At 65.3% G+C, this 26,792-nt stretch carries 25 protein-coding genes; 22 read left to right on the top strand and 3 right to left on the bottom strand.

All coding sequences use genetic code 11. The features are described 5' to 3' along the window. Positions 1 to 74 precede the first annotated feature (74 nt). A complete protein-coding gene (locus tag CIW53_RS14615; RefSeq protein ID WP_149365451.1) occupies positions 75 to 1,550 on the top strand; it encodes a lytic transglycosylase domain-containing protein in 1,476 nt (491 codons plus the stop codon). A 68-nt stretch (positions 1,551 to 1,618) separates the two neighbouring features. On the opposite strand, the gene CIW53_RS14610 is transcribed toward CIW53_RS14615, so the two are convergent. Together CIW53_RS14610 and asd are read right to left on the bottom strand one after the other, a co-directional pair. Then, on the bottom strand, positions 1,619 to 2,056 hold the full coding sequence (locus CIW53_RS14610; protein WP_242451922.1) for a hypothetical protein: 438 nt from the start codon (positions 2,054 to 2,056) through the stop codon (positions 1,619 to 1,621). A 129-nt stretch (positions 2,057 to 2,185) separates the two neighbouring features. Next, a complete protein-coding gene (asd, locus tag CIW53_RS14605; protein WP_149365450.1) occupies positions 2,186 to 3,025 on the bottom strand; it encodes an archaetidylserine decarboxylase in 840 nt (279 codons plus the stop codon). Positions 3,026 to 3,199: 174 nt separating this feature from the next. Here asd and prmB point away from each other — a divergent pair, with 174 nt between their 5' ends. Together prmB and CIW53_RS14595 are read left to right on the top strand one after the other, a co-directional pair. After that, positions 3,200 to 4,126, top strand: a complete 927-nt coding sequence (gene prmB / locus CIW53_RS14600) for a 50S ribosomal protein L3 N(5)-glutamine methyltransferase (protein ID WP_149365449.1) — start codon at positions 3,200 to 3,202, stop codon at positions 4,124 to 4,126. Between the two features lie 3 nt (positions 4,127 to 4,129). Then, entirely contained in the window at positions 4,130 to 4,687 is a 558-nt protein-coding gene (locus CIW53_RS14595) for a GNAT family protein (RefSeq protein WP_149365448.1), read from the top strand. A 52-nt stretch (positions 4,688 to 4,739) separates the two neighbouring features. Here CIW53_RS14595 and CIW53_RS14590 read toward each other — a convergent pair whose 3' ends face one another. Then, positions 4,740 to 5,648, bottom strand: coding sequence for a Crp/Fnr family transcriptional regulator (locus tag CIW53_RS14590; protein ID WP_242451921.1), 909 nt, complete (start codon positions 5,646 to 5,648; stop codon positions 4,740 to 4,742). 127 nt (positions 5,649 to 5,775) lie between these two features. On the opposite strand from CIW53_RS14590, the gene CIW53_RS14585 reads away from it, so the two are divergent. The 19 genes from CIW53_RS14585 (at position 5,776) to CIW53_RS17695 (ending at position 26,792) form a co-directional block, all read left to right on the top strand. After that, entirely contained in the window at positions 5,776 to 6,474 is a 699-nt protein-coding gene (locus tag CIW53_RS14585; protein WP_197736665.1) for a gluconate 2-dehydrogenase subunit 3 family protein, read from the top strand. Between the two features lie 2 nt (positions 6,475 to 6,476). Continuing rightward, positions 6,477 to 8,240, top strand: coding sequence for a GMC family oxidoreductase (locus CIW53_RS14580; RefSeq protein ID WP_149365447.1), 1,764 nt, complete (start codon positions 6,477 to 6,479; stop codon positions 8,238 to 8,240). Positions 8,241 to 8,248: 8 nt separating this feature from the next. Next, entirely contained in the window at positions 8,249 to 9,583 is a 1,335-nt protein-coding gene (locus CIW53_RS14575) for a cytochrome c (protein ID WP_197736664.1), read from the top strand. A gap of 5 nt (positions 9,584 to 9,588) precedes the next feature. Then, positions 9,589 to 10,230 carry a c-type cytochrome gene (locus CIW53_RS14570; RefSeq protein WP_149365446.1) on the top strand — a complete coding sequence of 214 codons (642 nt, stop codon included), beginning with the start codon at positions 9,589 to 9,591 and terminating at the stop codon, positions 10,228 to 10,230. Positions 10,231 to 10,407: 177 nt separating this feature from the next. Further along, on the top strand, positions 10,408 to 11,844 hold the full coding sequence (locus tag CIW53_RS14565) for a beta-xylosidase (protein ID WP_149365445.1): 1,437 nt from the start codon (positions 10,408 to 10,410) through the stop codon (positions 11,842 to 11,844). Continuing rightward, positions 11,841 to 13,181 (top strand): glucoamylase family protein, encoded by a 1,341-nt coding sequence (locus CIW53_RS14560; RefSeq protein WP_149365444.1) that lies wholly within the window; start codon positions 11,841 to 11,843, stop codon positions 13,179 to 13,181. The genes CIW53_RS14565 and CIW53_RS14560 overlap by 4 nt, the downstream gene beginning before the upstream one ends. 380 nt (positions 13,182 to 13,561) lie before the next feature. Beyond that, complete coding sequence (locus CIW53_RS14555) at positions 13,562 to 14,584, top strand: SDR family oxidoreductase (RefSeq protein WP_149365443.1); 1,023 nt, start codon at positions 13,562 to 13,564, stop codon at positions 14,582 to 14,584. Between the two features lie 12 nt (positions 14,585 to 14,596). Further along, positions 14,597 to 15,460, top strand: coding sequence for a DUF1206 domain-containing protein (locus CIW53_RS14550; RefSeq protein WP_149365442.1), 864 nt, complete (start codon positions 14,597 to 14,599; stop codon positions 15,458 to 15,460). 101 nt (positions 15,461 to 15,561) lie between these two features. Beyond that, positions 15,562 to 17,163, top strand: a complete 1,602-nt coding sequence (locus CIW53_RS14545) for a GMC family oxidoreductase (protein ID WP_149365441.1) — start codon at positions 15,562 to 15,564, stop codon at positions 17,161 to 17,163. Next, complete coding sequence (locus CIW53_RS14540) at positions 17,160 to 17,663, top strand: DoxX family protein (RefSeq protein WP_149365440.1); 504 nt, start codon at positions 17,160 to 17,162, stop codon at positions 17,661 to 17,663. Before CIW53_RS14545 ends, CIW53_RS14540 begins: the two co-directional genes overlap by 4 nt. Continuing rightward, the gene (locus CIW53_RS14535; RefSeq protein ID WP_149365439.1) at positions 17,660 to 18,106 is read left to right on the top strand and encodes a cupin domain-containing protein; all 447 of its coding nucleotides are present in this window, start codon (positions 17,660 to 17,662) and stop codon (positions 18,104 to 18,106) included. The genes CIW53_RS14540 and CIW53_RS14535 overlap by 4 nt, the downstream gene beginning before the upstream one ends. A gap of 11 nt (positions 18,107 to 18,117) precedes the next feature. Then, a complete protein-coding gene (locus CIW53_RS14530; RefSeq protein ID WP_149365438.1) occupies positions 18,118 to 19,023 on the top strand; it encodes an SMP-30/gluconolactonase/LRE family protein in 906 nt (301 codons plus the stop codon). Then, on the top strand, positions 19,020 to 19,943 hold the full coding sequence (locus CIW53_RS14525) for a VOC family protein (protein ID WP_172969684.1): 924 nt from the start codon (positions 19,020 to 19,022) through the stop codon (positions 19,941 to 19,943). Before CIW53_RS14530 ends, CIW53_RS14525 begins: the two co-directional genes overlap by 4 nt. 425 nt (positions 19,944 to 20,368) lie before the next feature. After that, the gene (locus tag CIW53_RS14520; protein ID WP_197736663.1) at positions 20,369 to 22,189 is read left to right on the top strand and encodes a PQQ-dependent dehydrogenase, methanol/ethanol family; all 1,821 of its coding nucleotides are present in this window, start codon (positions 20,369 to 20,371) and stop codon (positions 22,187 to 22,189) included. Between the two features lie 9 nt (positions 22,190 to 22,198). After that, positions 22,199 to 22,759, top strand: coding sequence for a c-type cytochrome (locus tag CIW53_RS14515; RefSeq protein ID WP_149365436.1), 561 nt, complete (start codon positions 22,199 to 22,201; stop codon positions 22,757 to 22,759). A 13-nt stretch (positions 22,760 to 22,772) separates the two neighbouring features. Then, positions 22,773 to 23,792, top strand: a complete 1,020-nt coding sequence (gene coxB / locus CIW53_RS14510) for a cytochrome c oxidase subunit II (RefSeq protein WP_149365435.1) — start codon at positions 22,773 to 22,775, stop codon at positions 23,790 to 23,792. 11 nt (positions 23,793 to 23,803) lie between these two features. After that, the gene (gene ctaD, locus CIW53_RS14505) at positions 23,804 to 25,750 is read left to right on the top strand and encodes a cytochrome c oxidase subunit I (protein ID WP_149365434.1); all 1,947 of its coding nucleotides are present in this window, start codon (positions 23,804 to 23,806) and stop codon (positions 25,748 to 25,750) included. A gap of 3 nt (positions 25,751 to 25,753) precedes the next feature. Further along, the gene (locus CIW53_RS17800) at positions 25,754 to 26,353 is read left to right on the top strand and encodes a cytochrome c oxidase subunit 3 (RefSeq protein WP_149365433.1); all 600 of its coding nucleotides are present in this window, start codon (positions 25,754 to 25,756) and stop codon (positions 26,351 to 26,353) included. Between the two features lie 4 nt (positions 26,354 to 26,357). Next, positions 26,358 to 26,792, top strand: coding sequence for a hypothetical protein (locus CIW53_RS17695; protein WP_172969683.1), 435 nt, complete (start codon positions 26,358 to 26,360; stop codon positions 26,790 to 26,792).

Below are 26,792 nucleotides of genomic sequence, written 5' to 3'. Positions count from 1 at the left end.
GCGTCATGTGGCGATTGCGTTGAGTCGAGCTGCTGCGCCAGCTATGGTGGGTCTTTTTGCAGGTGAAGTTAGTGATGGTGTCGTGTTCCGCGATTCGTTCCATGCGCCTGGCTCCGCTTGCCGTGGCGTTTGTCCTGCTCGGCGCCTGCAGCAGCAGCGGCGGTACCCGGCAGTCGGCGTCGGTGAATGCCCTTTACAGCCAGTTGGACCAGGCCAGCAAAAGCTACGAGACCGCCCTGCAGCAATCGCGTGAAGGCAATTTGCAGGCGTCCCAACTGACCTTGACCCGTTCGCTGGACGAGCTGAAAAAGACGGCGGCGCTCTGCGGCAGCACGGAAGGTTGCGATCCGCAGCGGTTCTTCTCGGTGTTCGACCACATGCTGCGCTTGAAGGATGGCGATTTCGGCGGCGACCAGGACCTGAACGGCGACGTCGATGCATCGCAGGCGGCGCTGGCCGCCGGCAAGGCCGGCGCGGCCAGCCTGCCGCAGGCGCAACGCAGTGTGACCCTGCTGCACGGGCAGAAGCTGTCCCAGTTGATCGCGATGAATGGGCCGGTCAAGGCCGCGCTGGAAATGTGGCTGACCCAGTGGCGGCCGCAGTTGATGGATGCGTACGTCAACTACGAACACCTGCGTTTCGAGATGTGGCCGCAGTACGAAAAGGCGGACCTGCCCGAAGCGCTGCTGTTCGGCATGGTGGCGAAGGAATCCGGCGGCAAGGTGCATGCGGTGTCACGTTCGGGCGCGGCCGGGCCGTTGCAGTTCATGTATGCCACCGGCATGCGTTTCGGCCTGGGCACCGACAACGGCTTCGACACGCGCTTCGATCCGGCGGCATCGGCCCGCGCCAATGCCGAATACCTCAACGAGCAGCTGCGCAAGTTCAACGACAACCTCGAACTGACCATCGGCGCGTACAACACCGGCGAAGGGCGCATGGGCCGACTGGTCGGCGACGACACTTCGGTGAGTTTCTACGATCCGCGCATCTACGACGCGCTTCCCCAGGAAACCCGTGACTACGTGCCGTCGGTGCTGGCGGCGGCATGGTTGTTCCTGCATCCGGAAAGCTACAACCTGCGTTTCCCGAAGATCGACGGTGCGCCCGGCTCGGTCATCCTGAAGCGGCCGGCATCGCTGTCCGAACTGACCGTCTGCCTGGGTTCTGCCGGCGGCATGAGCGACGGCTGGTTCCGCACCTTGCGCAATCTCAACCCGAAGCTGGACCCGCAAGTGACCCAGCCGGCGGGTGCGCGGCTGGCCTTGCCGAAGAATCTCGAGGGTGCCTACGCGTCGCGTTGCGTCGATGGTCCATGGCCGATCCTGGCCGGCGACCTGCATCACGCCGTCGTCCCGGTGGTGACCTCACCGGTGGCGCCGCCGGTGGCCGCGAGCGCCCGGCGCTACAAGGTGCGTCGCGGCGAGTCGCTGATCAGCATCGTGCGCAAGCTGCATTGCTCAAGCGTGCAGGAAGTGGCCGAGATGAATGGCCTCAAGCATCATCGGATCCGCGCCGGGCAGGTGTTGACGCTGCCGGCGTGCCACTGAGCGAGTGAGGGCAGGGCTTGGGCGGACAGCGGGCGTTGCTGCTGCTCACGCCCGGCTGCTGCAACTACTCAGGCAGCGGCGGTGTCGTTCATCCAGCTTTCGACGGTGTGGCCGCTGCCGTGGACTTCCTTCAGCTCGCGCAGCAGCTGCATGACTTGCCGATGTTGCGGCTGCAGGCTGGCATGCGGTGAATTCTTGGTTTCGTGGTAGACCACCGCGAGCCACAGCGCGATGCCGCGCAACGCGACTTCGCTGTTGTTCGAGCTGGCGCGTTCGTAGCCCGCATCGGTGCCCTGGCCCCAAGGCAGGAAACGCGTCTCCGGGGCAGTGCCGTACAGATGCGGAAAGTCGCTGCGCGAAGCCTGGCCGATCTCGCGCAGGGCGAGCAGGCTGAGTCGTTCGCGGCTGCGCCTGGGCAGCGCCCGGATGCTGCGCTCGATATCGCGGAATTGGCGGCCCAGCTGGCGCGCCCGCATCATCACGAAGAACGGAGTGAGTATTTGCATGAGTCCCCTCGACGCTGGAATGAGCGGCCCTGACGGCACGACAGCAGACGCGAGCGTAGCGGGGTGCTTTCCGGAATTGCGCCTAGGGCGTCACAAAATGACGCTTGGCGTCAGTTTTCCGTGCAGGATTCAGCGATGACCAAGCCGCTCGCCGACCCGTACCGCTTGCTGCGGCTGTAGCGGATCGAGCGAGGCCGTGCCGTCGGGCAGCAGCACGATCACGGTGGAGCCCATGTTGAAGCGCGCCATCTCGGCGAAGCGGTCCAGCGTGATGTTCTGGCCGGCGAACGACTTGCGCCGGATCGACGACGCGTACGGCGGGATCACCAGGCCGTCCCACACCGTGGCCACCGACGAGACCAGGATCGCACCGACCATCACCACCACGAACGGGCCGTGCTCGCCCTCGAAGTGGCAGACCAGCCGCTCGTTGCGCGCGAACAACCGAGGAATCGCCGCGACCGCAAACGGCGCCACGCTGAAGATGCGCCCGGGCACGTGCACGGTTTCCTTCAGCGTGCCTTTCAGCGGCATGTGTACGCGGTGGTAGTCGCGCGGCGACAGGTAGACGGTGACGAAGCGGCCGTTGCGGTACGGCGCAGCCGCGGCTTCGTCGCCGCCGAGCAGTTCGGCGGCGGTGTATTCCTGCCCCTTCGCCTGGAAGATGCGCCCGTCGACGATCGTGCCGGCCTGGCTGATGCGGCCGTCGGCCGGCGAGAGCAGGGCGGCCGGGTCGGCATCGGCCTGGCGCGCGTGGGGCTTCAGCTTGCGCGTGAAGAACGCGTTGAAGTGCTGGTAGGCCAGCGGATCGGGCTGCGCCGCCTCGGCCATGTTCACGTCGTAGTTGCGCACGATGGTGGCGATCAGCCAGTTCTTCCACGGCGCGAGCGTCCAGCGCGTGGCCCAGTAGACCACTCGCGACAGCGCGCGGTGCGGCAGGATGTACTGCAGGAATACGTTGAAAGTCATCCGCCGAAGTATACGGGGCTGGGAGTGAGTGGAGAGGAGTGAGGAGTGAGAGAAAAGAGGGCAAGCCGCCGACGAACTGCTTTCGCTCACTCCTCACTCCTCTTCACTCACTCCTCGCTCTCCGGCCCTCAGGCGGCAGCTATACTTGCCGGCCCTTCCGTTTCGGGTGTTGCCGTGACCGCCGAACTCGCCACCATCATCGACTTCATCCGCTACGGTGCCAGCCGCTTCTCGGCTGCCGGGCTGACCTTCGGCCACAGCCACGACAATCCGATCGACGAGGCTACTCATCTGGTGCTGGCCAGCCTGCACCTGCCGCCGGACATCCCGCCGGCGTACGGCGCGGGCCGGCTCACCACGACCGAGCGCGCGAACGTGTTGGCACTGATCGAGCGCCGCGTGACCGAGCGCCTGCCAGTGGCCTACCTGGTCGGCGAAACCTGGTTCGCCGGGCTGAAGTTCAAGAGCGACCGCCGTGCGCTGGTGCCGCGATCGCCGATCGCCGAGCTGATCGAGTCGGGCTTCGCGCCATGGCTGGACGAGCGCCACATCGAGCGGGCGCTGGACATGTGCACCGGCTCGGGCTGCATCGGCATCGCGATGGCCGAGTACAACCCCGAGTGGCAGGTCGACATCGTCGACATCAGCGACGAGGCGCTGTCGCTGGCGCGCGAGAACATCGCTTTCCAGCACGTCGAGGATCGCGTCGAGGCGATCCGGTCCGACCTGTTCGCCGGCGTGGCCGGACGCAAGTACGACCTGATCGTCTCCAACCCGCCGTACGTCACCGAGGACGAATACGCCGCGCTGCCGGGCGAGTACGCACACGAGCCGAAGCTGGGCCTGACCTCCGGCCGCGATGGCCTGGATCTGTGCCTGCGCATGCTCGACGAGGCGGCCGACCATCTCACCGAGGATGGCCTGCTGATCGTCGAGGTGGGCGAGAGCGAGCACGCGCTGGCTGCCTTGCTGCCGGAGGTTCCGTTCATCTGGATCGAGTTCAAGGTCGGCCAGATGGGCATCTTCGCCCTGGAACGGCGCGACCTGGTCGAGCACGCGACGGCGATCCGTGCGGCGGCTGCGGCACGCCGTCCGGCTTGAGCGATGGAACTGGCCACGGCGCGGTTGCGGATTGACGCGCTGCGCCCGCAGGATGCCGAGGCCCTGTTCGCGTATCGCGCCGATCCGGTGGTGGCGCGCTTCCAGGGCTGGTGTCCAGTCGACGTGGCGGCGGCGCGCGACTTCATCGCGGCGCAGCCAACGCAACCGCAAGCCTCGGGCTGGTTCCAGCGCGCGATTCGCCTGCGCGACAGCGGCCAGCTGATCGGCGATGTCGGTGTGAACCTGCCGGAACAGGCCGAAGACTCGGTCGAATTCGGAATCAGCATCGCCCCGACACATCAGGGCAGCGGCTACGCCAGTGAGGCTGTGCGGGCGATGTTCGCGTTCGTGTTCGGGCAGCTCGGCCGGCATCGCATCCACGCGTCGGTGGATCCGCGCAATCTCGCGTGCGTGGCGATGCTGCGTGCGCTGGGCATGCGCCAGGAGGCACATCACCGCGAAAGCCTGTGGCTACGCGGGGAGTGGGTGGATGACGTGATCTTCGCGATGCTCGCACGCGAGTGGCTGAGCGGTCCCGGGGCGGCGATTCATCGCGGCTGAAAGCACCAGGGTCGCAGGTGCAGTCGACCGACCGACAGCATGAACATCCCGCTCACGCATTCATCAGGCGGAAGGGTCGTTCCAGTACTTGCTCCTGCCGCTGGCGTTCAACAGCGGGCTCCGCGATGGATAGCGGCGGCGGCAAGCGGCGGCTGCATTCGCGGCTGACCACCCGGTAACATTCGCAGGCGGATTCTTCGAGCTTGCGCCGATCCAGCACGTCGATGCGGCCGCGGCTATACCGGATCGCGCCGGCGCGTTGCAGCTTGCCGGCAGCCTCGGTCACCCCCTCGCGGCGCACGCCGAGCATGTTGGCAATCTGTTCCTGGGTCACGGTCAGTTCGTTGGATGGCAACCGGTCCAGGGTCATCAGCAGCCAGCGGCACAATTGCTGATCCAGCATGTGGTGGCGGTTGCAGACGGCGGTTTGCGCGATTTGCGTCAACAAGGCCTGGGAATAGCGCAACAGCGCGAGTTGCAGTTCGCCGATGCGCTGGAATTCATGCCGCAGGCACTCCGCCTTGATGCGCCAGGCATGGCCGGCGCGGCGCACCAGTGCACGACTGGGCGCGCTGTCACTGCCCATGACCACGGCAATGCCCACGACGCCTTCGTTGCCGACAATCGCGATTTCATCGGACGAACCATCGCTGAGTACGGTTTGCAGGGAAACGATGCAGTCGATGGGAAAATAGACCTGGCGCTGGGGAACGTGGGGGTCGTGAATCCTCTGATCGCGCAACAGGCGCACGGGTTCCATGTGCGGGGAAAGCCGCGCGTAAGCCACCGTTGAAAGTGCTGCAAGCAACGCATTGCAACTAGGGTCAGCGGCATCGGGCATTTTTGCTCCAGGCGGCCAGAAACAGTACGACAGCAGGTCGCCTAGGCTCGACGACGGGCAGAACATTAGACGCGCCTGAACCGTGATGCCAACGTGTTTTCTGTGGATCGGTGGCGTCAAACGAGGCCGGTCTGCGGGTACCCAACCGGACATGCACACGCTGCCGCCCTATGTGCGCTGGCGAACGGAACCCGCGGACATGTCCGCCGCACAGTCAGCGCATCACGGTGAATGACGGAGTTGGCTGATGAGTATCCCGATGTCGCGCCGCTCGTTGATCAAGGCGGCGCTGGTGCTGCCGGTCGTGGGTGTGGTCGGCTGCGGCCAGCACGAGGACGCCCGCGCGTCCGGGCCGATCGCGCGGCGTTTCTTCAGCGAAGCCGAACAGCGCTGGGTCGAGGCGGCGACCGCGCGGCTGATTCCCGACGAGGAAGACGGCCTCGGTGCCGGCGGCGCGCATGTCGCCTTGTTCATCGACCGGCAATTGGCTGGACCTTACGGCCACGCGCATCGTTGGTACATGCAGGGCCCGTGGGAGAAGGGCACCGACGAGCAGGGCTACCAGCTCAAATTGACGCCGGCCGAGTTGTATCGAACCGCGATCGGCAACATCGAAGACTGGTGTCGCCAGAACCACCAGAAGTCCTTCGTCGAGCTGTCCGCCGTGCAACAGGATGACGTCCTGCACGGACTGGAAGGCGGCGACATCAAGCTGGCCGACGTGCCGGCCAAGGCGTTCTTCACGATGTTGCTGAGCAATACCGTCGAGGGTTTCCTGGCCGATCCGATGTATGGCGGCAACTACCAGTTTGCCGGCTGGAAACTGGTCGGCTTCCCCGGCCCACGCTACAACTACGTCGCCGAGATCGAGCAATACGGCAAACCGTATAAGCAACCGACGGTGGGCATCCTCGGTCGCGACGGCAGCTTGCTGCGGGAAGGCTGAGCATGGCGACCCGACTCAAGCCGGTCGATGTGGTGCTGGTCGGCTTTGGCTGGACCGCGTCGATCATGGCCCAGCAACTGACCGATGCCGGCATGCAGGTGCTGGCGCTGGAGCGCGGCAAGTTTCGCGACACCGTGCCCGACTTCGCCACCACCCAGATCCAGGACGAACTGCGCTATGCCGTGCGTGACGGACTGTTCCAGGAACCGGCGCGCGACACGCTGACCTTCCGCAATTCGATGGACCAGACTGCGCTGCCGATGCGCCATCTGGGTTCGTTCCTGCCCGGCGTCGGGGTCGGTGGCGCCGGAGTGCACTGGAACGGCCAGACCTGGCGCTTCCTGCCCGAGGATTTCGTGATACGCAGCCATACCGAACAGCGCTACGGCAAGAGTTTCATTCCGCCGGACATGACGATCCAGGATTGGGGCATCACCTACGCCGAGCTCGAACCGCACTACGACGCGTTCGATTACCTGTGCGGCGTGTCGGGGCAGGCGGGCAATATCCAGGGGCAGTTGCAGATCGGCGGCAACCCGTTCGAGGGCCCGCGCCAGCGCGGCTATCCGCTGGCGCCGCTCAAGCGCAGTCATGCCACCGTGCTGTTCGACAAGGCCGCGCGCAGCGTGGGCTTTCAGCCGTTTCCCTGCGCGGCCGCCAACACCTCGGCGGCGTATACGAACCCGCTCGGCGTGCAGATGGGGCCGTGCACGTATTGCGGTTATTGCGAGTGGTTCGGTTGCGGCAACTATTCCAAGGCCTCGCCGCAGACTACGATCCTGCCGGTGTTGCTGAAGAAGCCGAATTTCTCGTATCGCGCGGGCGCCGACGTCACCCGCATCAACCTGGACAGCAGCGGCAAGCACGCGACCGGCGTCACCTATGTGGATGAGCAGGGTCGAGTGTTCGAGCAGCCGGCGGCGCTGGTGATCTGTTGCGCGTTCGCCCAGCACAATGCGTTGCTGCTGCTGCTCTCCAAGATCGGCCAGCCGTACGATCCGAAAACCAATACCGGCGTGGTCGGGCGCAACTACGCCTACCAGATCACCTCGTCGGTCGACGTGTTCCTCGACGAGCTGATGAATCCGTTCATGGGTGCCGGTGCGCTGGGGCAGGCGATCGACGAGTTCAACGGCGACAATTTCGATCACGGCCCGGAGGGTTTCGTCGGTGGCGGTTACATCGCGTTGTGGAGCACCGGCGGCCGGCCGATCCTGCAACACCAGCTGCCCGAAGGCACGCCCAAGTGGGGCGCCGGCTGGAAGAAGGCGATGGCCGACAATTACCTGAAGAGCGCCTCCATCGCCACGCATGGCAGCGTGATGAGCTATCGCGACTCCTACCTCGATCTCGATCCCACCTATCGCGACATCTACGGCGACCCGCTGCTGCGGCTGACCTTCGATTTCCACCCCAACGAACACAAGATGTCGGGCTTTCTCACCGACAAGGCGGCGCTGATCGCGCAGGCGATGAAGCCGCGCTCGTTCCACGCCAAACCGCGCACCGGCCATTACTCGATCATCCCGTACCAGACCACCCACAACACCGGCGGTTGCGCGATGGGTGCCGATCCGAAGACCAGCGTGGTGAACAAATACCTTCAGTGCTGGGATGTGCCGAACGTGTTCGTGATGGGCTCCAGCGTGTTCCCGCAAAACGCCGGCTACAACCCGACCGGCACCGTGGCGGCGCTGACCTATTGGGCGGCCGCCGCTATCCGCGACAAGTACCTCAAGAATCCCGGCCCGCTGGTGCAGGTGTGAAAGCGGCCGTGCGCACGCGTTACGCCATCGGTGCCCTCGTCGGCGTGTTCGCCCTGGGCGCCGGCGTGGTGCTCGCGCAAGTCACGACGATGGCGCCTGCGCTGCCAGCGCCAGCGCCGACAGCGTCTGCGCAGGTCGCGCGCGGGCATTACCTGGTCGACGCAGGCGACTGCGCTTCCTGCCATACCAAAGCTGGCGGACAGCCCTATGCCGGAGGACGGGCGATCCCGACACCGTTCGGGGTGATCTATTCGGTCAACATCACGCCCGACAAGGACACCGGAATCGGCGCATGGACCGAGCAGGATTTCTACCGGGCCATGCATGAGGGCATCAGCAAGGACGGCAGCCATCTGTATCCGGCGTTTCCCTATCCGTGGTTCACCAAGGTCAGCCGTGCCGATGTCGATGCGATCCGCGCCTATCTGGCCACGCTCAAGCCGGTCAATCAGGATGACACGCCGAACAAGCTGCCGTGGCCACTGAGCTGGCGCGGCGCGATGTTCGGCTGGAACACGCTGTATTTCGACAAGGGCGAATACCAGGCCGATGCGGGCAAATCCGCGCAGTGGAACCGCGGTGCCTATCTGGTGCTGGGGCTGGGTCATTGCGGCGCCTGCCACACGCCGATCAACATGCTCGGTGGCAGCAAGACCAGCCAGCCGTTCCATGGCGGCAACGCGGGGTCGCACTGGTACGCGCCGGGCCTGGGCAGCAATCTGCGCGATGGCGTGGGCGGCTGGTCGGTCGCCGAGATCGTCGAGTACCTGAAAACCGGCGCGAACGCGAAATCAGCCAGCGCCGGTCCGATGAGCGAAGTCGTGATGAACTCGACGCAATACCTCACCGAGGCGGATCTCACCGCAATAGCCGTCTATCTGAAGGATCGCCCCGATGCGCCGTCGAAGTCGCCGCCGGACACCGACGCCCTCGGCGCCGACGCGCTGGCGCGCGGGCAAGCGTTGTACATCGACAACTGCACCGCCTGCCACATGCCCGACGGCCGCGGCGTGGCCAAGGTGTTTCCGCCGCTGACCGGAAGCTCCGCAATTCAGGCCGATGACCCCGGCACCGTCATCCACGTCGTGCTGGCCGGTGCGCGCATGGCCGCGCCGGCGTCGAAACCGACCGGGCTGGCGATGCCCGGTTTCGGCTGGAAAATGGACGATCACCAGATCGCCGATGTCGTCAACTACATCCGCCACGCGTGGGGCAACCGCGCGCCACTGGTCGATGCCGACACGGTGGGCGAGGTACGCAAGGACATCGAACCGTCGGACCGTCCCTCGCGCGACAAGGTCACCCGCCATCCCGATGCACCGGTGCGGCAAGGGAGTGACTGAAGCCCATGCAGTCGCCCAAGCTCACGCGGCCGCTGGCCACCCTCGCGATCGTCATCGTCGCCACCTCCGGCGTCGCCGCGAGTGCGAGCGCCTTGTTCGCGGCGAAAGCCGCGGTGGCGCCGCCCATCGTCACCCACGTCTGCGCGGCCTGCCATGGCGGCTACGGCAACAGCGTCGATCCCAGTGTGCCGTCGCTGGCTGGCCAAGGCGCGCCGTACCTGGAACGCCAATTGATCGCGTTCAAGACGCAGCGTCGCACCGGTGTGATGAGCGGCATTGCGGTGGGCCTGAGCGATGCTGACGCGCATGTGGCAGCTGATTGGTTCGCGCAACAGGTGGCGCAACCGAACCCCGATCCCTGGCCTGATTCGGCCGCACTGCGCCAGGGTGCAGCGATCTACCGCCACGGCATTGACTCGAAAAACGTACCGGCCTGCGCGTCCTGCCATGCGATGAATGGCAACGGCCTGCCGCCGGAGTTCCCCCGACTCGCCGGGCAGCACACCAACTACCTCGAAGCGCAGTTGCGCGCGTTCCGTTCCGACAGTCGCCTGAGCAACCCCAACGCGATGATGCGCAACATCTCGTCCGATCTTTCCGACCAGGAGATCGACGCGGTCGCGCAGTACATCACGGACCTGCACTGAGAGTCGGTGAGGTGCCGACTTCCGGCCGCGCATCATCCGCCTGGCATGACAGGCTCAGATTGGCATCGAATTCCAGTCGCCCATGCACCGTTCGCCCTGAGCCTGTCGAAGGGCGCATTTAGTAGGGGTGAAAGCAGGCACCGCCTGGCCGCATCCACCGTCACCCGGGAAAAATCCATGACTCAATTCGATTGCGATCTGCAGCAGCACGGCACGCCGCTCGCGCACGTGTGGTCGCATACCATCGGCAGTGGCCGCGCGCATCTGGCGCTGCGCGCCGACTGGCAGGCGCAGATGCGCAAGGCGCATGCCGAGCTGGGCTGTCGGCATGTGCGCTTCCACGCGATCCTGTCCGACGGCATGGGCACTGTGCTGATCGAGCAGGGCGAGTTGCTGTACGGCTTCTTCAACGCCGACCAGATCTTCGATTTCCTGCTCGGCATCGGCATGCGCCCGTTCGTCGAGTTGAGTTTCATGCCGACCGCGCTGGCGTCCGGTGACAAAACCGTATTCAGTTTCCAGGGCGACATCACGCCGCCGAAGGACTACGCGCAGTGGGGCACCCTGATCCGCACCCTGGTCGACCATTGGGTCACCCGCTATGGCGTGGACGAGGTGCGCCAATGGTTTTTCGAGGTGTGGAACGAGCCGAATCTCGATGCGTTCTGGAGCGGCGGTCAGGACGGCTATTTCGAGTTGTATCGAACCACCGCCAAGGCGATCAAGGCGGTCGATGCGCAGTTGCAGGTCGGCGGCCCGGCCAGTGCCAGCGATGGCTGGATCAAGGACTTCGTGGATTTCTGCGAGCGCGAAGGATTGCCGGCGGACTTCATTTCCACCCACCACTATCCGACCGACGCGCTGGGCAAACCCGGCGACGACACCGAGAAGCAGTTGTCGCTGGCCAGCCGCGACGTGTTGCTCAAGCGCACCCGCGGCACGGTCGAAGCGGCCCGCGGCAAGCCGGTGTACTACACCGAGTGGAGCAGTTCGTCGAATCCGTTTTTCCATCGCCACGATGAACCGTATGCGGCCGCGTTCATCCTGAAAAGTTTTCTCGACGTGGCCGACCTGGTCAAGGGCTACAGCTACTGGACGTTCTCCGACATCTTCGCCGAAAACTATTTCTCGTCGGTACCGTTCCATGGCGGCTTCGGCCTGCTGACCATCCACGGCATCGCCAAGCCGAGCTACCGTGCGTTCCAGTTGCTGCATCGTCTCGGCCACGAGCGGCTGACGGTGACCGGCGAGCACGCCACCGTCGATGCCTGGGTCGTCCGTGAAGCGCGGCGAATCGCCGTGCTGCTGGTGAACCGTGCGTTCCCGGGCCATCCGATCCAGCGCGAAACCGTCAGCGTGCGTCTGCATGCGGTGGCAGCACCGGTGGTCGCGTGGCTGGAGCGGATTGACGAAGACCACTGCAACCCGCGGCGACTGTGGGAGGCGCTGGGCAGTTCGCCATACCCTGATCCGGCCGAACTGGCCGCGCTGCACGCCGCGTCCGAACTGCGTCGCGAAGTGATCACAGTGCAGAACACCCATGACGGCATCATCTTTCATCTGGACGTGCCGCTGGACGGGATCGCCTGCGTCACGCTGGAGTTTGCCGAATGACCAAGGCGGCTTCGCCATCACGCGCGGCGCACCCGGCCACCGATCTGCCGACGGAGGAGTCGGCGCTGCTGGAGCGCATCCAGCGCGATTCCTTCCACTTCTTCAGCGAATACGTGAACCGCGGCAACGGACTGGTCGCGGATTCCAGCGTCGCGGAAAGTCCCTGCAGCATCGCCGTTGTGGGTTTCGCGCTGACCTCGTATCCGATCGCGGTCGAGCACGGCTGGATGAGTCGCGCCGATGCGCTGGTCCTCACCCTGGCTGCATTGCGCTTCTTCGACGCGGCCCAGCACGACGGCAAGCTCAACGCGACCGGCTACAAGGGCTTCTTCTTCCACTTCCTGCACATGACCACCGGCGAGCGCGTGTGGGAAAGCGAGCTCTCGGTGATCGACACTGCACTGTTGCTGGCCGGCATGCTGTTCGCCGCGCGCTATTTTTCCGGCGGCGACGCGCTGGAGCAGGAAGTCCGCACACGCGCGGTGGCCATCTATGGTCGCGTCGACTGGCGCTGGATGCAGAACGGCGGCGCCGCGTTCGCGCTGGCGTGGACGCCGGAGAAAGGCTTTATGCGGCATCGCTGGATCGGCTACAGCGAAGCGTTGGTGCTGTACGTGCTGGCGCTCGGTTCGCCGACGCATGCGGTGAGCCCGGCGGCGTACACGCAGTGGTTGTCCGGCTATCGCTGGAAGCGCATTTACGGATTGTCATATGTCTACGCCGGCCCCTTGTTCATCCACCAGTTCTCGCATCTGTGGATCGATTTTCGTGGCATCCGCGACGCCTACATGGCCGGCAAGGATCTGGACTATTTCGAGAACAGCCGGCGCGCGACCTGGGTTCATCAGGAATACGCCCGGCGCAATCCGAAGAAGTTTCGCAACTATCACGGCCTGTGCTGGGGGCTGACCGCCAGTGACGGTCCCGGCCCCTTGCACAAGCGCGTTCACGGCCGCGAGCGGAGGTTTCTGGGCTATCGCGCGCGTGGTGCGCCGTATGGCCCGGACGACGGCATGGTCGCGCCGTGGGCGTCGATCGCCTCGTTGCCGTTCGCGCCGGACATCGTGATGCCGACGCTCAAGTATCTGGCCGTGCAAACCTGCGATCCCGAAAACTCGTTTGGCTTCACTGCGTCGTTCAATCCGACCCTGCATCCCCAGCGCGGCGACCTCGGCTGGCTGTCGCCGTCGCATTTCGGACTCAACCAGGGACCGATCGTGGTGATGATCGAGAACTATCGAAACGACTTCGTCTGGCGCCTGATGCGCGATTGTCCGTACATCCGTCGCGGCCTCGAACGCGCCGGTTTCAGCGGCGGCTGGCTGGCGCAGCACTGAAGTGCGTACCGACATGGACGACCTCGGCAGAGGCCATCATGCGCACGAATTTTCATTCGCTTCACGACAGGCGAGGCAACATCGTGGAGTTGCGGCATCAAGCGCCCCTCCGCCATCGCACCACGCCGTGACGGCGCCATGGGTTTCTTCGGTGGGAGAGAGAGGCCAGGCGTCGGGCAGCCACCCGTCGGTGGGCACCCTCGCGCAGACATGCCCGTCTTGTGTCCCGACGCCGCTGCTGCGGATGGTGCAGCCGTTGCCGTCGATGAACCACGGAGGCTTTGCATCATGACCATGAACGTCGCTGACTTCCTGTTGCAGCGCCACCGGATGCCCAGCCCGTACAGGGCGCGCACCGCAAAAAACATTGGAGAAAAAGCATGAAATCATTGCCCCGACAACGTGACCTCAGGCACAAGGTCGTCGTCGTCACCGGCGCCTCGGCCGGCGTCGGCCGCGCCACCGCGATCGAATTCGCCAAACGCGGCGCGCACGTCGCACTGCTCGCGCGCGGCCAGGAAGGATTGGACTCGGCCCGGCGCGAAGTCGAGCACGCCGGTGGCCATGCCTCGACCTTTGCCGTGGACATGGCCGATGCCACCGCCGTCGACAAAGTCGCGTCCGCGATCGAGGAAGCGCTCGGCCCGATCGATATCTGGGTCAACAACGCGATGGTCACGATCTTCGCGCCGTTCAAGGAGATCTCGGCGGACGAGTTCAAGCGGGTCACCGAGGTTACCTACCTGGGCAATGTCAACGGCACCATGTCCGCGCTTAAGCGCATGCTGACACGCGACCGCGGCGTGATCGTGCAGGTGAGTTCGGCGCTGGCGTACCGCAGCATTCCGCTGCAGTCGGCGTATTGCGGCGCCAAGCACGCGATTACCGGCTTCACCGATTCGCTGCGCAGCGAACTCAAGCATGATCACAGCAAGGTGCGCGTTACCGCGGTGCAACTGGCCGCGATGAACACGCCGCAGTTCGGCTGGGCGCGCAACCGCATGCCTTGCAAGCCGCAACCGGTGCCGCCGATTTTCCAGCCGGAAGTGGCAGCGCGCGCGATTGTCTGGGCCAGTTGCCACGAGCGCCGCCAGGTGGCCGTCGGTGCGCCGACCCTGCTCGCCGAATGGGCACAGAAGTTCGCGCCCGGCTGGGTGGATCTTTATCTCGCGCGAACCGGCTACCGCGGCCAGCAGATTCTGGACGAGCCGGACAACCACCAGCGACCGGACAATCTGTTCGAGCCGGTGAGCGGCGATCCGGGCACGCATGGCCGCTTCGACGCGCGGGCGCAGGCACGCAGCGTCGAGGTGTGGGCGGTCGAACAGCGTAGGTGGTTGTTGCTCGCCGGCGTGGGCGTTGCCGCGATGCTCTGGGCCGGCGTGCGCCGCGCGCGTCGTTGAGCATGGGTCTCGATGAACGCCGTTGCGCCGATGCACCGCGCCGGGAACCTGCCGACGGAGAGCGGCCACGACGCGCGCAAGCCCGCCTGCTGGCTGCGCTGGATGGCGCGCTGCGGGTATGTCGCGGAGGGCCTGGTCTACGTGTTGATCGGCGGGTTTGCGTTGGTCGTCGCGTTCGAGCCGGGCCAGCGACCGCAAGGCTCCAAGGGTGCGTTGGCCACGCTCGGCAAGGCGCCACTGGGCGAAGCGATGTTGGCTGTACTGGCGGCAGGTCTGGCGGCGTTCGTGTTGTGGCAGGGCGCGCAGGCTCTGTTCGATCCGGAACATCGGCACGATCGCTGGGGTGTGAAACGCATCGCTGCGCGGCTGGGCTGTCTGCTGAACGCGGCGCTGCACGCGGTGCTGGTCGGTGATGCGGCATGGCACGTGCTGAGCGCCGGCGGCGGTGCCGACCACGGCCAGACACAAGCGCGCTGGACCGCGCGCATCATGCAGCTGCCGCTCGGGCGTTGGGCGGTCGCGGTGACAGGCATCGGCATCGTGGTGTTCGGACTGTTCCAGTTCTATCGCGCCGCTACCGGCGTCAGAGACAAGGACCTGGATCTGAGCCGCACGCGATTGCGTATTCCGCTGGTGGCGCTGGGCGTGCTCGGATGCGTGGCACGCGGCATCGTGTTCGCGCTGGTCGGCCTGTTTCTCGTACACGCCGCCTGGCGCTACGACGCGACCCAAGCCACCGGTGTCGCCGGCGCGCTGTCCACCTTGAAGGCCCAGCCGTACGGCCCGTGGCTGCTTGGCGCGGTGGCATCCGGCTTGATCGCGTACGGGCTGTTCCAGATCGCCAAGGCGCGCTTTCGCGTCATTCATGTGGCTTGAGCGCACGCGAGCGCAGTTTCTGTATCAGGAGATTTGCAATGAAGTCTCAGGAGAAACGATGGGCGTCGAAACACCGTTGACGGCAACGTCGGGAGTGGCACATGCCGGCTGACCACTATGACGTCATCGTGGTCGGAACCGGCCCCGGCGGCGCGGCGCTGGCGCACCGGCTGGCACCGTCCGGAAAGCGCATCCTGCTGATCGAACGCGGCGACTACCTGCCGCGCTCGCAGGCGAACTGGAATGCCAGGACAGTGTTTGTCGACGCGGCCTATCAGGCGCAGGAAACCTGGTACGACAAGGACGGGCAGGCGTTTCGCCCGGGGCTGCATTACTTCGTCGGCGGCAACTCGAAGGTGTATGGCGCGGCGCTGTTCCGCCTGCGCGAGCGCGACTTCGAGGCGGTGGAACACGGCGACGGCATCTCGCCGGCATGGCCGCTGAAGTACGCCGCGTTTGCGCCGTACTACACGCAGGCGGAGCAGCTGTTCCACGTCCACGGCCAGCGCGGCGAGGATCCGCTGGAGCCCGCCTCGCCCGATGCGTATCCGTACCCGGCGGTGGCGCACGAGCCACGCGTGCAGGCGCTGAGCGACAACTTCGCGCGCGAAGGGCTGCATCCGTTCCATTTGCCGCTGGGCGTCCTGCTCGATGAAACCACCGACGGCGTGGCGACGCCGACCAGTCCCTGGTTCCGCAACGACACGTTCGATGGCTTTCCGTGCCTGCTCAACGGCAAGGCGGACGCGCAGGTCATGTGCGTCGATCCGATGCTGGCGGCGCATCCGAATGTCACGTTGCTGACCAACGCGTATGCGAGCCGGCTCGACACCGATGCTTCCGGTCGCCGCGTCAGTACGGTCGAGGTAGTACGCCTTGGCAAGACGGAGCGCTATTCCGCCGATATCGTGGTGGTGGCGTGCGGCGCCTTGAGTTCCGCGCTGCTGTTGCTGCGTTCGGCGAACGACCGGCATCCACACGGGTTGGCCAACGGTTCGGATCAACTCGGCCGCAACTACATGCGCCACAACCAGTCGGTGCTGATGGCGCTGGCGCATGAACCGAACGACACCATATTCCAGAAGACGCTGGGCGTCAGTGACTACTACTTCGGTGCCGACGACTGGAAATATCCGCTCGGCCTGATCCAGATGATGGGCAAGTCGCATGCCGCGCAGATTCGCGCCGAAGCGCTGCCGGACTGGCTGAGCTGGGTGCCGAAGATGCCGTTCGAGGTGATGGCGCGGCATGCGCTGGATTTCTGGTTGATGAGCGAGGATCTGCCGCGAGCGGAAAATCGCATCCGCATCGACCCTGATGGCCGCGTGGTGCTCGAACTGACCGAGAACAACACGGAGGCGCACCAGCGCCTGCGCGTAAAACTCGAACATCTGATGGACGCCGCGCACGCCCATCCGCACCTGCTGGAACGCAAGCTCTATCTGGGCAAGGACATCCCCATCGGCGGCACCGCGCATCAAGCCGGCACGGCGCGCTTCGGCACCGACCCGGCCACGTCCGTGCTCGATCTCGACTGCAAGGCGCACGAACTGGACAACCTGTACCTGGCCGATGCGAGTTTCTTCCCCTCGATCGGCGCGGTGAACCCGACCCTGACGATCATCGCCAACGCGCTGCGCGTGGCCGACATCATCGCGAAGCGGCTGGGCGTCGGCGCCACCGTCACCGAGGCTCGCGCATGAGCTGGTGGAATCTCGCCGCCGTGCCGCTGCTGGCGCGCATCTTCCTGGTCATGCTGTTTCCGTTCAGCGCGCTGGACAAGATCGTGTACTGGAAAGACGCGCTGAAGCAGGCCGAGTCGTCGTTTGTGCCGGGCGGCGCTGTGCTGGTGGTGATCGCCATCGTGATCGAGCTGCTGGCGCCCGCCTGCATCGTGCTGGGCTGGCACGATCGGCTGGCCGCCTTCGTGCTGTCCGGCTTTTGCGTGGTGACCGCGGTGCTGTATCACCCGTTCTGGTCATTCGCCGATTTCTGGACGCCAGGTGACAGCAAGGGGCGCCGGCACTTCTGGGATTTCCTGAAGAACTTCGGGCTCGCCGGTGGCTTGCTGCTGGTGGTGATCATGGCCGGTTTTGTACCCGTCACCCGCGTGATCAGGCAGCCGCTGTCGTCTGCCCCGGCTGCCGCCGCACCCGAGCATTCCGCGACCGGCGCGATTTCATCCGACAGGAATACGCCATGACCGCCCCCGCTGCCCCCAACCTCGCTTACTGGCATCTGTGCACCGATGCGCACGGCGTCAGCCATCAGACCCGCTGCGCGCTGCATCGCTTCGAGCTCGGCAGTGTCGGTGACGCGGCGCCGCAATGGAACGACAAACAGGAACGCAGCGAGGCGACCGTGGTGTTCTGCGTGCTGCCGGTCGGTTGGGTCGGCGAGTGGCACGAGAACCCGGCGCCGCAATGGATCGTGCCGGTATCCGGACGCTGGTGGGTGGAAGCGATGGATGGCACGCGGGTCGAGATGGGCGTGGGCGAGTTGTCGCTCGGCGAGGATCAGCAGTGCGTCAAGGATAGCGACGGCCGCAAGGGCCACCGCTCCGGCACGGTGGGCGACACCCCGGCAGTGTTGATGACGGTGCAACTGCATGTGCCGCCACAACGCGAACCGTGTCACCTCAAGTAGGGAAGTCGGGTATGGATGGCATCGACATCATCGATCCGCGGTTTGAATCGTTCGTGCTGGCGAACGCGCCGCTGGAGAAACTCGCCGAAGGTTTTCGCTGGCTGGAAGGGCCGGTATGGTTTGCCGATCTGCAATGCCTGCTGGTCAGCGACGTGCCGAACAACCGGATCATGCGCTGGACCGAATCCGGCGGCGTCTCGGTGTTTCGGCAACCCTCCGATTACGCCAACGGCCACACGCGCGATCGCGAAGGGCGGCTGATCGGATGTTCGCATCTGCGCCACTGTATCCACCGTACCGAACTGGACGGCAGCGTCACCGTGCTGGTCGACCGCTATCGGGGCAAGCGGTTGAATTCGCCGAACGACGTGGTGGTCAAGAGCGACGGCACGATCTGGTTCAGCGATCCGCACTACGGCATCGTGACCGACTACGAAGGCGGCAAACGCGAGCCGGAGTTGCCGGCCAACCTGTACCGCTTCGATCCCCGCGATGGATCGCTGCATGTCGTTGCCGACGATTTCCAGAGCCCGAACGGCCTGTGCTTTTCACCGGACGAGCGCCGCTTGTATGTGTCCGAAAGCGGCGTGCCGTTTGCCACTGACCCGGTGCAACACCTGCGCGTGTTCGACGTGGCGGACGACGGCGCGCAGCTTTCCCATGCACGTGTGTTCCACAAGGTGCAGCCCGGCTTCACCGACGGCCTGCGTTGCGACGAGGACGGCAACGTCTGGAGCAGTGCCGGCGATGGCGTGCATTGCATCGATCCGTCCGGCGCGTTGCTGGGCCGGATCAAGGTGCCGTACGTGGTCTCCAATCTGACCTTCGGCGGGCGTCATCGCAGCCGCCTGTTCATCTGTGGTTCGCACACACTGTACGCGATGTACGTCAATCGGCGCGGGGCGGAGCGTCCGTGACAGGCGGCAGCGTGCGACGCCTGCGGCGCATCAGTCGCACCGTCTCCGACCTCGATCGGGCGGTGGCGTTCTATCGCGATGCGCTGGATTTCGAGGTCATCAGGGAAGCCACGCACGACACTGCCGCCTGGGCCGAACTGATGGGCGTGGCCGGGGTGCGCACGCGCGCGGTGACGCTGCGGCTGGGCTTGCAGGAACTGGAGCTGGTCGCGTTCACGCCGTATGGCCGCCCCTATCCGGTGCTCAGTGATGCGGCCGATCTGTGCTTCCAGCACATCGCGATCGTGGTCAGCGACATGGACGCGGCGTTTGCCGGGCTTTGCCGCCATGCGTTCATCCCGATCAGCGAGGATGGCCCGCAGCCGTTGCCGCCGCGCAGTGGCTCCGTAACAGCGTACAAATTCCGGGATCCGGACAGGCATCCGCTGGAGCTGATCCAGTTTCCGGTCGGCAGTGGTGATCCGGCGTGGCAGCAAAAGAGCCGGGTCTTTCTGGGCATCGACCACTCGGCGATCGACGTTGCCAATATCGAGGCGAGCGTGGATTTCTACACGCGGGTGCTGGGTTTCGCGGTCGCCTCGCGCACGCTCAACCGCGGCCCGGCGCAACAGCGGCTCGACCGGTTGCGTGGGGATCTGGTCGACGTGGTTGCGCTGCAGCCCGCCATGGCCGGGCCACCGCATGTGGAATTGCTTGGCTATCGCCAGCCTGGCGGACGGTCGTCTTCAGCCGAAACGCGCAGCAACGACGTGGTGGCGGATCGTCTGGTGCTGCAGGTCGAAGATCTGCCGGCGCTGGTTGAAGCCCTGCGCGCCGAGAAGGTGGAGTTCGTCTCGCCCGGCATCGTGACGATGCAAGGCGATCGCCACGCGGCGTTGGTGCGCGATCCGAGCGGTCATTGCCTGCTGCTGTGTGCGTGAAGTCGCCCGAAACTTCACCTGATTGGCGCCGTAGCTAACCTGGAACCCGTTCGTGCCGAGCGTAGCTTGCGTCAGCAAGCGTACGCGGGGAACGGCCATGGATTTTGGCCGTGGCTTTGAGGAGCGAGGAAGTCGATGCGCCGCCGGTGCCGCTGCCCTTCGACTTCGGCGCTACGCGTCTGCGCTCAAAGCGAGATCATGAACGAGCGCACTCACGCCAGCGCAACATTCTGCGGCGGCTATGTACGCTGGCACACAGAGCGGGGTGGCGGGCGCCTTCTATGATGAGGAACCAGACGCCGTCAGTAGGGAAGGTCGCCATGCCACGAGCAAGACTTGCCGATCGTGTCGGGGTGGATTCCGGGGTGTCGATCAGGCGCTCCGTCATGGGCAGCGGGGCATTGAAAAACCGCTGGATGCCCGGGGTGGCCGCATGGCTTTTCGTGTTGAGCGCCGAGTGCGCCGTACAGGCGGCCGCGCCGCCGCCAGCCGCCGCGACCGCGACAACCAGTCTCTCCGGCGCCACCATCAATTTCGCGCCGAACGATCCGGCTGGCGAATGGCATAGCCAGGCACGCGACTACGCCAACTCGCGTTACAGCCCGCTGCATCAGATCGACACCGGCAACGTCGGCAAGCTGCGCGTCGCGTGGACGTTTTCCGACGGCACCCTGCATGGCCACGAGGCCGCGCCGCTGGTGATTGGCGACACCATGTATGTGGTCACACCTTTTCCGGACATGCTCTATGCACTGGATCTGACCCAGCCCGGTGCCTCGATCAAGTGGACGTTCAAACCCAATCCTTCGCCCGCGGCGATCGGCAAGGCCTGTTGCGACGCAGTGACGCGCGGCGTGGCGTATGCGAACGGCAAGCTGATCTACAACCTGCTCGACGATCACACGGTGGCGGTGGACGCGAAGACCGGCAAGGAGGTCTGGCGCACCAGGATGGACGACCTGAAAACCGGCGCGACCATGACGATGGCGCCGCTGGTGGTGGGCAACAAGGTCTTCGTCGGCAACAGCGGCGGCGAGATGGGCGTGCAGGGCTGGATCGCCGCGCTCGATGTCGATACCGGCAAGGAATTGTGGCGGGCATACAGCACCGGCTCGGACCAGCGCGATCTGATCGGTGCGGATTTCAAGCCGTTCTATGGCTGGATGAAGGGCAAGGACCTGGGCATCAGCACGTGGCCGGCCGGCATGTGGAAACACGGCGCGGGTTCGGTATGGGGCTGGATTTCCTACGACCCGGACAGCAACCTCATTTACTACGGCACCAGCAACCCGAGCCCGCGCGTGCCGGCGCAGCGACCCGGCTACAACCTGTGGGCTAGCACGATTTTCGCGCGCGATGCCGACACCGGCATGGCGCGCTGGGCGTACCAGACCACGCCGCATGATCAGTGGGATTACGACGCGGTCAACGAAGACCTCCTGATGGACCTGCCGATCCACGGTCAGGTACGCAAGGTGCTGGTGCATTTCGACCGCAACGCCTATGCGTACACGATCGATCGCCTCACCGGCGAGGTGCTGGTCGCCGCGCCGTTCGCGTATCTCAACTGGTCGACCGGCTTCGACATGAAGACCGGCCAGCCGATCGTCAATCCGGACAAGGAACCGAAACCCGGCATCAAGCTCGACAACGTCTGCCCGCCCGACATCGGTGGCAAGGACTGGCAACCGGCGGCGGCGTCACCGCGCACCGGATTGGTGTACGCCGGCATCTTCAACATCTGCATGGATTTGACCGACCATCCGGCCGGCTACATCCCCAGCACGCCGTATGACGGCATGGAGATGCTTCGCCACCCGGCACCCGGCGGCAACCTCGGCGAATTCATGGCGTGGAACCCGGCCACCGGCAAGAAGGTGTGGGCGATCAAGGAAAAATTCATGACCATGAGCGGCGCGCTGGTCACGGCCGGCGATGTGGTGTTCTACGGCACCGCCGACGGCTGGTTCCGCGCGGTCGATGCGCGCAGCGGCAAGGTGCTGTGGTCGCAGAAGCTCGGCTCCGGCGTGATCGGCCAGCCGATCAGTTACCTCGGCCCGGATCATCGCCAGTACATCGCGATCTACAGCGGTATCGGTGGCGTGGCGACGGTGCGTGCGGACAAGTCGCTGAAGGGATTCCCGGCCGGCGGCGGCACGCTCTACGTGTTTTCGATCGACGGCGATGCCGTGGGCATGGGCGCCGGCGTGATGCCGGCCGCGTCCAGCAGCAGTGCGAAGCCTTGAGGCGCCGCGATGAAACTTCGGACTTCAGCACGCCCCCTGATTCCCCTCGCTCTGCTTTGTCTGCTGAGCGCCTGCGAGGGCGGCAGCACGCCACCACCGGCGAACAACTTGCCGGCACCGGATGAAGTTGCCGCGGTGCCGCTGGGTCAGCCGGCCGGCATCACGGACACGCCGGTGTCGGCGCTGTCGACGGCCAACCCTTATGCCGACAATCCCCAGGCGATCACCGCCGGCAAGGCGCTCTACATCAAGATGAACTGCGCCGGCTGTCATGCCTACACCGCGAAGGGCAACATGGGGCCGGACCTGACCGACACCTACTGGCGCTACGGCGGTTTGCCGATCCAGATCTACAAGTCGATCCACGACGGCCGCCCGCAGGGCATGCCGGCGTGGGGTGCGGCGTTGCCGCCACGGGAAATCTGGAAACTGGTGGCGTATATCCAGTCGTTCGGCGGCACTATGCCGGTGTCCGACTACCGGCATGCCCGCGAGGGTGACGTGCCCGGCGAGCAGGTGGCGCCCGAGGCGTCCACGCCCCCGCCGTCGCGACCGCACGAGATCCAGTGATGAGGACGCGTCGATGAAAGCAGGCCGCACGCTGTTGGTCGGGCTTGCGCTGACGCTTTCCCACGACGCGTGGGCAGCCACGCCGATGTCGTATCTGCGGACGTTCGGCCCGGCTGGTTACCCGGTGACCCGTCTCGGATGGGGGCTAGGCATCATCTCGGTCAGCGTGGTGGTGATCGTCGGCCTGCTGCTGCTGGGCGGCATCTTCCGTCGGCGCGGCCCGCGCAGGCTCAGCGATCCCAATGCGCTGGCGGTGCGCCGCGATGCCGGTGGCATGGCCTGGATCTACATCGGTGTCGGCATTTCCTCGCTGGTGCTGATCGGCGCGATGATCTGGACGCTGGTGGTGACTGCGGTCGTGGCGCATCCCTCCAGCAGGCCGGCACTGACCGTGCAGGTCAGCGCATCGCAATGGTGGTGGGCGCTGCGCTACGACACTGAACAGCCCTCGCGCACGTTCACCAGCGCCAACGAAATCCACATCCCGGTCGGGCAACCGGTGCGCTTCGAGGTGACCAGCACCGATGTGATCCACTCGTTCTGGGTGCCGAAGCTGGGCGGCAAGATCGACGTGATCCCCGGCCAGACCAATGTCACCTGGTTGCAGGCGGATCAGCCGGGCGTCTATCGCGGCCAGTGCGCGGTGTTCTGCGGCACCGAGCATGCGCGCATGGCGTTGCAGGTGATCGCGCAGAGCCCTGCGGATTTCCGCGCATGGCAGGAATCGCAATTGGCGGATGCGCCGAGGCCGGCGACGCCGGAGCAGCAGCATGGAACGCGGGTGTTCCAGTCGCACTGCGCGGCCTGCCATACCATCCGCGGCAGCAACGCGGGCGGGCTGGTCGGGCCGGATCTCAGCCATCTGATGAGCCGACGCACGCTGGCCGCCGGTGTGTTGTCCAACACGCCGGGCAACTTGGCCGGCTGGATCGTCCACCCGCAGTCGGTCAAGCCCGGCAGCCGCATGCCCGATCAGACCTTGTCCGGCCCGCAGCTGGCCGCGCTGATGGCTTACCTGCAGACGCTGCATTAAGGGATGCGCCCGTGACCAGGACTGAAACCCATCGCGCTCCGGTCATCGCCCAGGCAACGGATGCGTCGCCGAGCTCGGATACGCTGCGCAAGAACTGGGAAGGGCCGGGCGGCTGGCGCGGCTGGTTGTCCACCGTCGACCACAAGGAAATCGGCAAACGCTACCTGCTGACGGCATTCGTGTTCCTGCTGATCGGCGGGCTGGAGGCGGCAGTGATGCGCGCCCAGCTGGCGACGCCGGACGGCCATCTGCTGTCGGCCGAACAGTACGCGCAGCTGTTCACCATGCACGGCGTGACGATGATCTTCCTGTACGCGCTGCCAGTGCTGTCGGGCTTCAGCAATTATCTGTGGCCGTTGTTGCTGGGTTCGCGCGACATGGCGTTTCCGCGCCTCAATGCGTTTTCGTATTGGGTATTCCTGTTCGCAGGCATTTTCCTTTACGCCAGCTTCGTGATGGGCAAGGCACCCGACGACGGGTGGTTCAACTATGTGCCGTATGCGTCGCGCGAGTTCAATCCTGGACCGAACATCGACGTGTACGCGCTGGGAATGGTGTTGCTGGGCGTGTCGACCACGGTTGGTTCGATCAACTTCATCGTCACCCTGTTCCGCACGCGCGCGCCGGGCATGTCGATCAATCGCGTACCCATACTGGTCTGGGGCACGCTGACCGCGTCGGTTGGCAACCTGTTCGCGGTGCCGGCGGTGAGCCTGGCGTTCCTGATGCTGTGGATGGATCGGCAGCTGGGCACGCACTTCTTCGACGTCTCCGCCGGTGGCCAGCCGCTGCTGTGGCAGCACCTGTTCTGGATGTTTGGCCACCCATGGGTCTACGCGATCGTGCTGCCGGCGATGGGCATCGTCTCGGATGGCTTGCCGACGTTCTGTCGTCGTCCGCTGGTGGGCTATACCGCGGTGGCCCTGGCCACGGTGACCACCATGGTCCTCGGCTTCGGCGTCTGGGCGCACCACATGTTCGCGACCGGTTTGCCGGTCATGTCGCTGTCGTATTTCAGCGCGTCGAGCATGGTCATCGTGATCCCCAGCGCGGTGGCGGTGTTCGCCTGGATCGCCACGATCTGGACCGGCCGGCCGGTGTTCACCACCGCGTTCCTGTATTTCTCCAGCTTCGTGCTGCTGTTCGTGATCGGCGGAGTGTCCGGCTTCATGACCGCTTCGGTGCCGGTGGACCTGGAGCTGACCCACACCTATTTCGTGGTCGCGCATCTGCACTATGTACTGATCGGCATCAACGTGTTTCCGGTGGTCGGCGGCATCTACTACTGGTTCCCGAAAATCACCGGCCGGATGATGAGCGAGCGCCTCGGCAAGTGGAGCTTCTGGATCATGTTCATCGGCTTCAATGTCGGTTTCTTTCCGATGCACATCCTCGGTCTGGCCGGCATGCCGCGGCGCGTCTACACCTATCCGAGCGGACTGGGCTGGGGTTCGTGGAACATGGTGGCGACGCTGGGTTCGTACCTGTTCGCGATCGGCATCGCGATGTTCCTGGTCAACGTATGGATCAGCCTCAAGCGCGGCAAGGCGGCTGGCCGCAATCCGTGGGGCGCCCCGTCGCTGGAATGGTCGACGTCGTCGCCGCCACCGGTGTACAACTTTGCGGTGATCCCGAACGTGGCCAGTCGCTACCCGCTGTGGGAAGGCTATATGGACGACGACGAGGACACTGGAGGCAGCACGATTCACGAAGGCCTGCTGCTCGATCACGGCCGCGAAACCATCGGCACCACGATGCTTGACGCCGAGCCGGCGGTGATCCTGAAAATGCCCGGCGACACCTATACGCCGCTGCTGCTGGCGCTGGCGCTGACCCTGCTGTTCGTGGGCTTGCTGGCGCAGGCGTGGTGGGCGGTCGGCGCGGGCGTGCTGCTGACCTTGCTGGCCACGATCACGTGGCTGTGGCCGCAACGCAAACTCAGCCAGATCGAGCGATGAGCCATGACTGAAATCGCCATTTCAAGCACCACCTTGCCAGTGGGCAGCAAGGGCCGCGACGCCTCCGGCTGGTGGGGCATGCTGGCCTTGGTCGCGACCGAGGCCACGTTGTTCGCGTATCTGCTGTTCAGTTACTTCTACCTGGCCTCGCATTCGCCGCCGCCGTGGCCGCCGAACGGCGCGCCGAGCCTGACCCTGGCGATTCCCGGCTCGCTGGTGCTGATCGCCGGCAGTGTGACGATGTGGTGGGGCGAGCGCGGGATCGAACGCGGGCGCCGCTGGCAACTGGTGGCGGGGCTGCTGCTGTCGTTGCTGCTGGGCATCGCCTTCATCGTGCTGGAAGGGATCGAGTGGGCCGGCAAGCCGTATACCTTGAGCAGCAGTGTCTACAGCTCGCTGTACTTCACCATCACCGGCTTCCATCTGGCCCATGTGCTGGTCGGCCTGTTGATCCTGGCGGTGCTGCTGCTGTGGACGGGCTTCGACTATTTCGACGAGAACCGTCATTCGGCCGTGTCGATCGGGGTGATCTACTGGCACTTCGTCACGGTGGTCTGGCTGGCGGTGTTCTTCACGTTCTATATCGCGCCGCGGCTGGGGTGATGCCATGAGCGAGCCGCGCCTGCCATTCACCAACATCGCGCATCCGGCACCGCACCGGCAACGCGTCGGCATGCTGGCGCTGGGCTTCGGTATCGTCGGCGCGCCGCTGGCCTGGAACATCGAATTGCTGGCCGGCACCGCGTTGAGCGGTCAGCAATGTTTTCCGCGCTACTTGCCGCTGGCGGTGCCGCTATGGACTGGCACCTGGGGTTTTCTGCTGGCGATGAGCCTGGTGGCCATCGTCATCGGCATCGCCGCCGGGCTGGTGGCCTGGCGCAGCTGGCGCCGCACCCACGACGAGAAGCCCGGTTCGGTACACGGCGGCGAAGGGCGCACGCGATTCATGGCGATGTGCGGTCTGCTATGCAGCGGACTGTTTCTGGTCGCGCTGGTGTTCACCCTGGCTGCCATCCTGCTGGTGCCGTTATGCAGCGGCTGA

Origin of the sequence: Rhodanobacter sp. T12-5 (assembly GCF_008329435.1) — a bacterium.
In the GTDB taxonomy this organism is placed as follows: Bacteria; Pseudomonadota; Gammaproteobacteria; order Xanthomonadales; family Rhodanobacteraceae; genus Rhodanobacter.
Note: the sequence above shows the minus strand (reverse complement) of the source record. Positions and strands in the feature narration are given on the sequence as shown.

Bases quoted from the DNA above. Each gene is read 5' to 3' on its own strand.
- CIW53_RS14565 (WP_149365445.1), top strand. From the start codon at position 10,408: ATGACTCAATTCGATTGCGATCTGCAGCAGCACGGCACGCCGCTCGCG.
- asd (WP_149365450.1), bottom strand. From the start codon at position 3,025: ATGACTTTCAACGTATTCCTGCAGTACATCCTGCCGCACCGCGCGCTG.
- CIW53_RS14545 (WP_149365441.1), top strand. From the start codon at position 15,562: ATGCCGGCTGACCACTATGACGTCATCGTGGTCGGAACCGGCCCCGGC.
- CIW53_RS14515 (WP_149365436.1), top strand. From the start codon at position 22,199: ATGAAACTTCGGACTTCAGCACGCCCCCTGATTCCCCTCGCTCTGCTT.
- CIW53_RS14560 (WP_149365444.1), top strand. From the start codon at position 11,841: ATGACCAAGGCGGCTTCGCCATCACGCGCGGCGCACCCGGCCACCGAT.
- CIW53_RS14530 (WP_149365438.1), top strand. From the start codon at position 18,118: ATGGATGGCATCGACATCATCGATCCGCGGTTTGAATCGTTCGTGCTG.
- CIW53_RS14550 (WP_149365442.1), top strand. From the start codon at position 14,597: ATGAACGCCGTTGCGCCGATGCACCGCGCCGGGAACCTGCCGACGGAG.
- CIW53_RS14535 (WP_149365439.1), top strand. From the start codon at position 17,660: ATGACCGCCCCCGCTGCCCCCAACCTCGCTTACTGGCATCTGTGCACC.
- CIW53_RS14580 (WP_149365447.1), top strand. From the start codon at position 6,477: ATGGCGACCCGACTCAAGCCGGTCGATGTGGTGCTGGTCGGCTTTGGC.
- CIW53_RS14610 (WP_242451922.1), bottom strand. From the start codon at position 2,056: ATGCAAATACTCACTCCGTTCTTCGTGATGATGCGGGCGCGCCAGCTG.
- CIW53_RS14615 (WP_149365451.1), top strand. From the start codon at position 75: ATGGTGTCGTGTTCCGCGATTCGTTCCATGCGCCTGGCTCCGCTTGCC.
- CIW53_RS14570 (WP_149365446.1), top strand. From the start codon at position 9,589: ATGCAGTCGCCCAAGCTCACGCGGCCGCTGGCCACCCTCGCGATCGTC.
- CIW53_RS14540 (WP_149365440.1), top strand. From the start codon at position 17,160: ATGAGCTGGTGGAATCTCGCCGCCGTGCCGCTGCTGGCGCGCATCTTC.
- CIW53_RS17695 (WP_172969683.1), top strand. From the start codon at position 26,358: ATGAGCGAGCCGCGCCTGCCATTCACCAACATCGCGCATCCGGCACCG.
- CIW53_RS14585 (WP_197736665.1), top strand. From the start codon at position 5,776: ATGAGTATCCCGATGTCGCGCCGCTCGTTGATCAAGGCGGCGCTGGTG.
- coxB (WP_149365435.1), top strand. From the start codon at position 22,773: ATGAAAGCAGGCCGCACGCTGTTGGTCGGGCTTGCGCTGACGCTTTCC.
- CIW53_RS17800 (WP_149365433.1), top strand. From the start codon at position 25,754: ATGACTGAAATCGCCATTTCAAGCACCACCTTGCCAGTGGGCAGCAAG.
- CIW53_RS14595 (WP_149365448.1), top strand. From the start codon at position 4,130: ATGGAACTGGCCACGGCGCGGTTGCGGATTGACGCGCTGCGCCCGCAG.
- CIW53_RS14555 (WP_149365443.1), top strand. From the start codon at position 13,562: ATGAAATCATTGCCCCGACAACGTGACCTCAGGCACAAGGTCGTCGTC.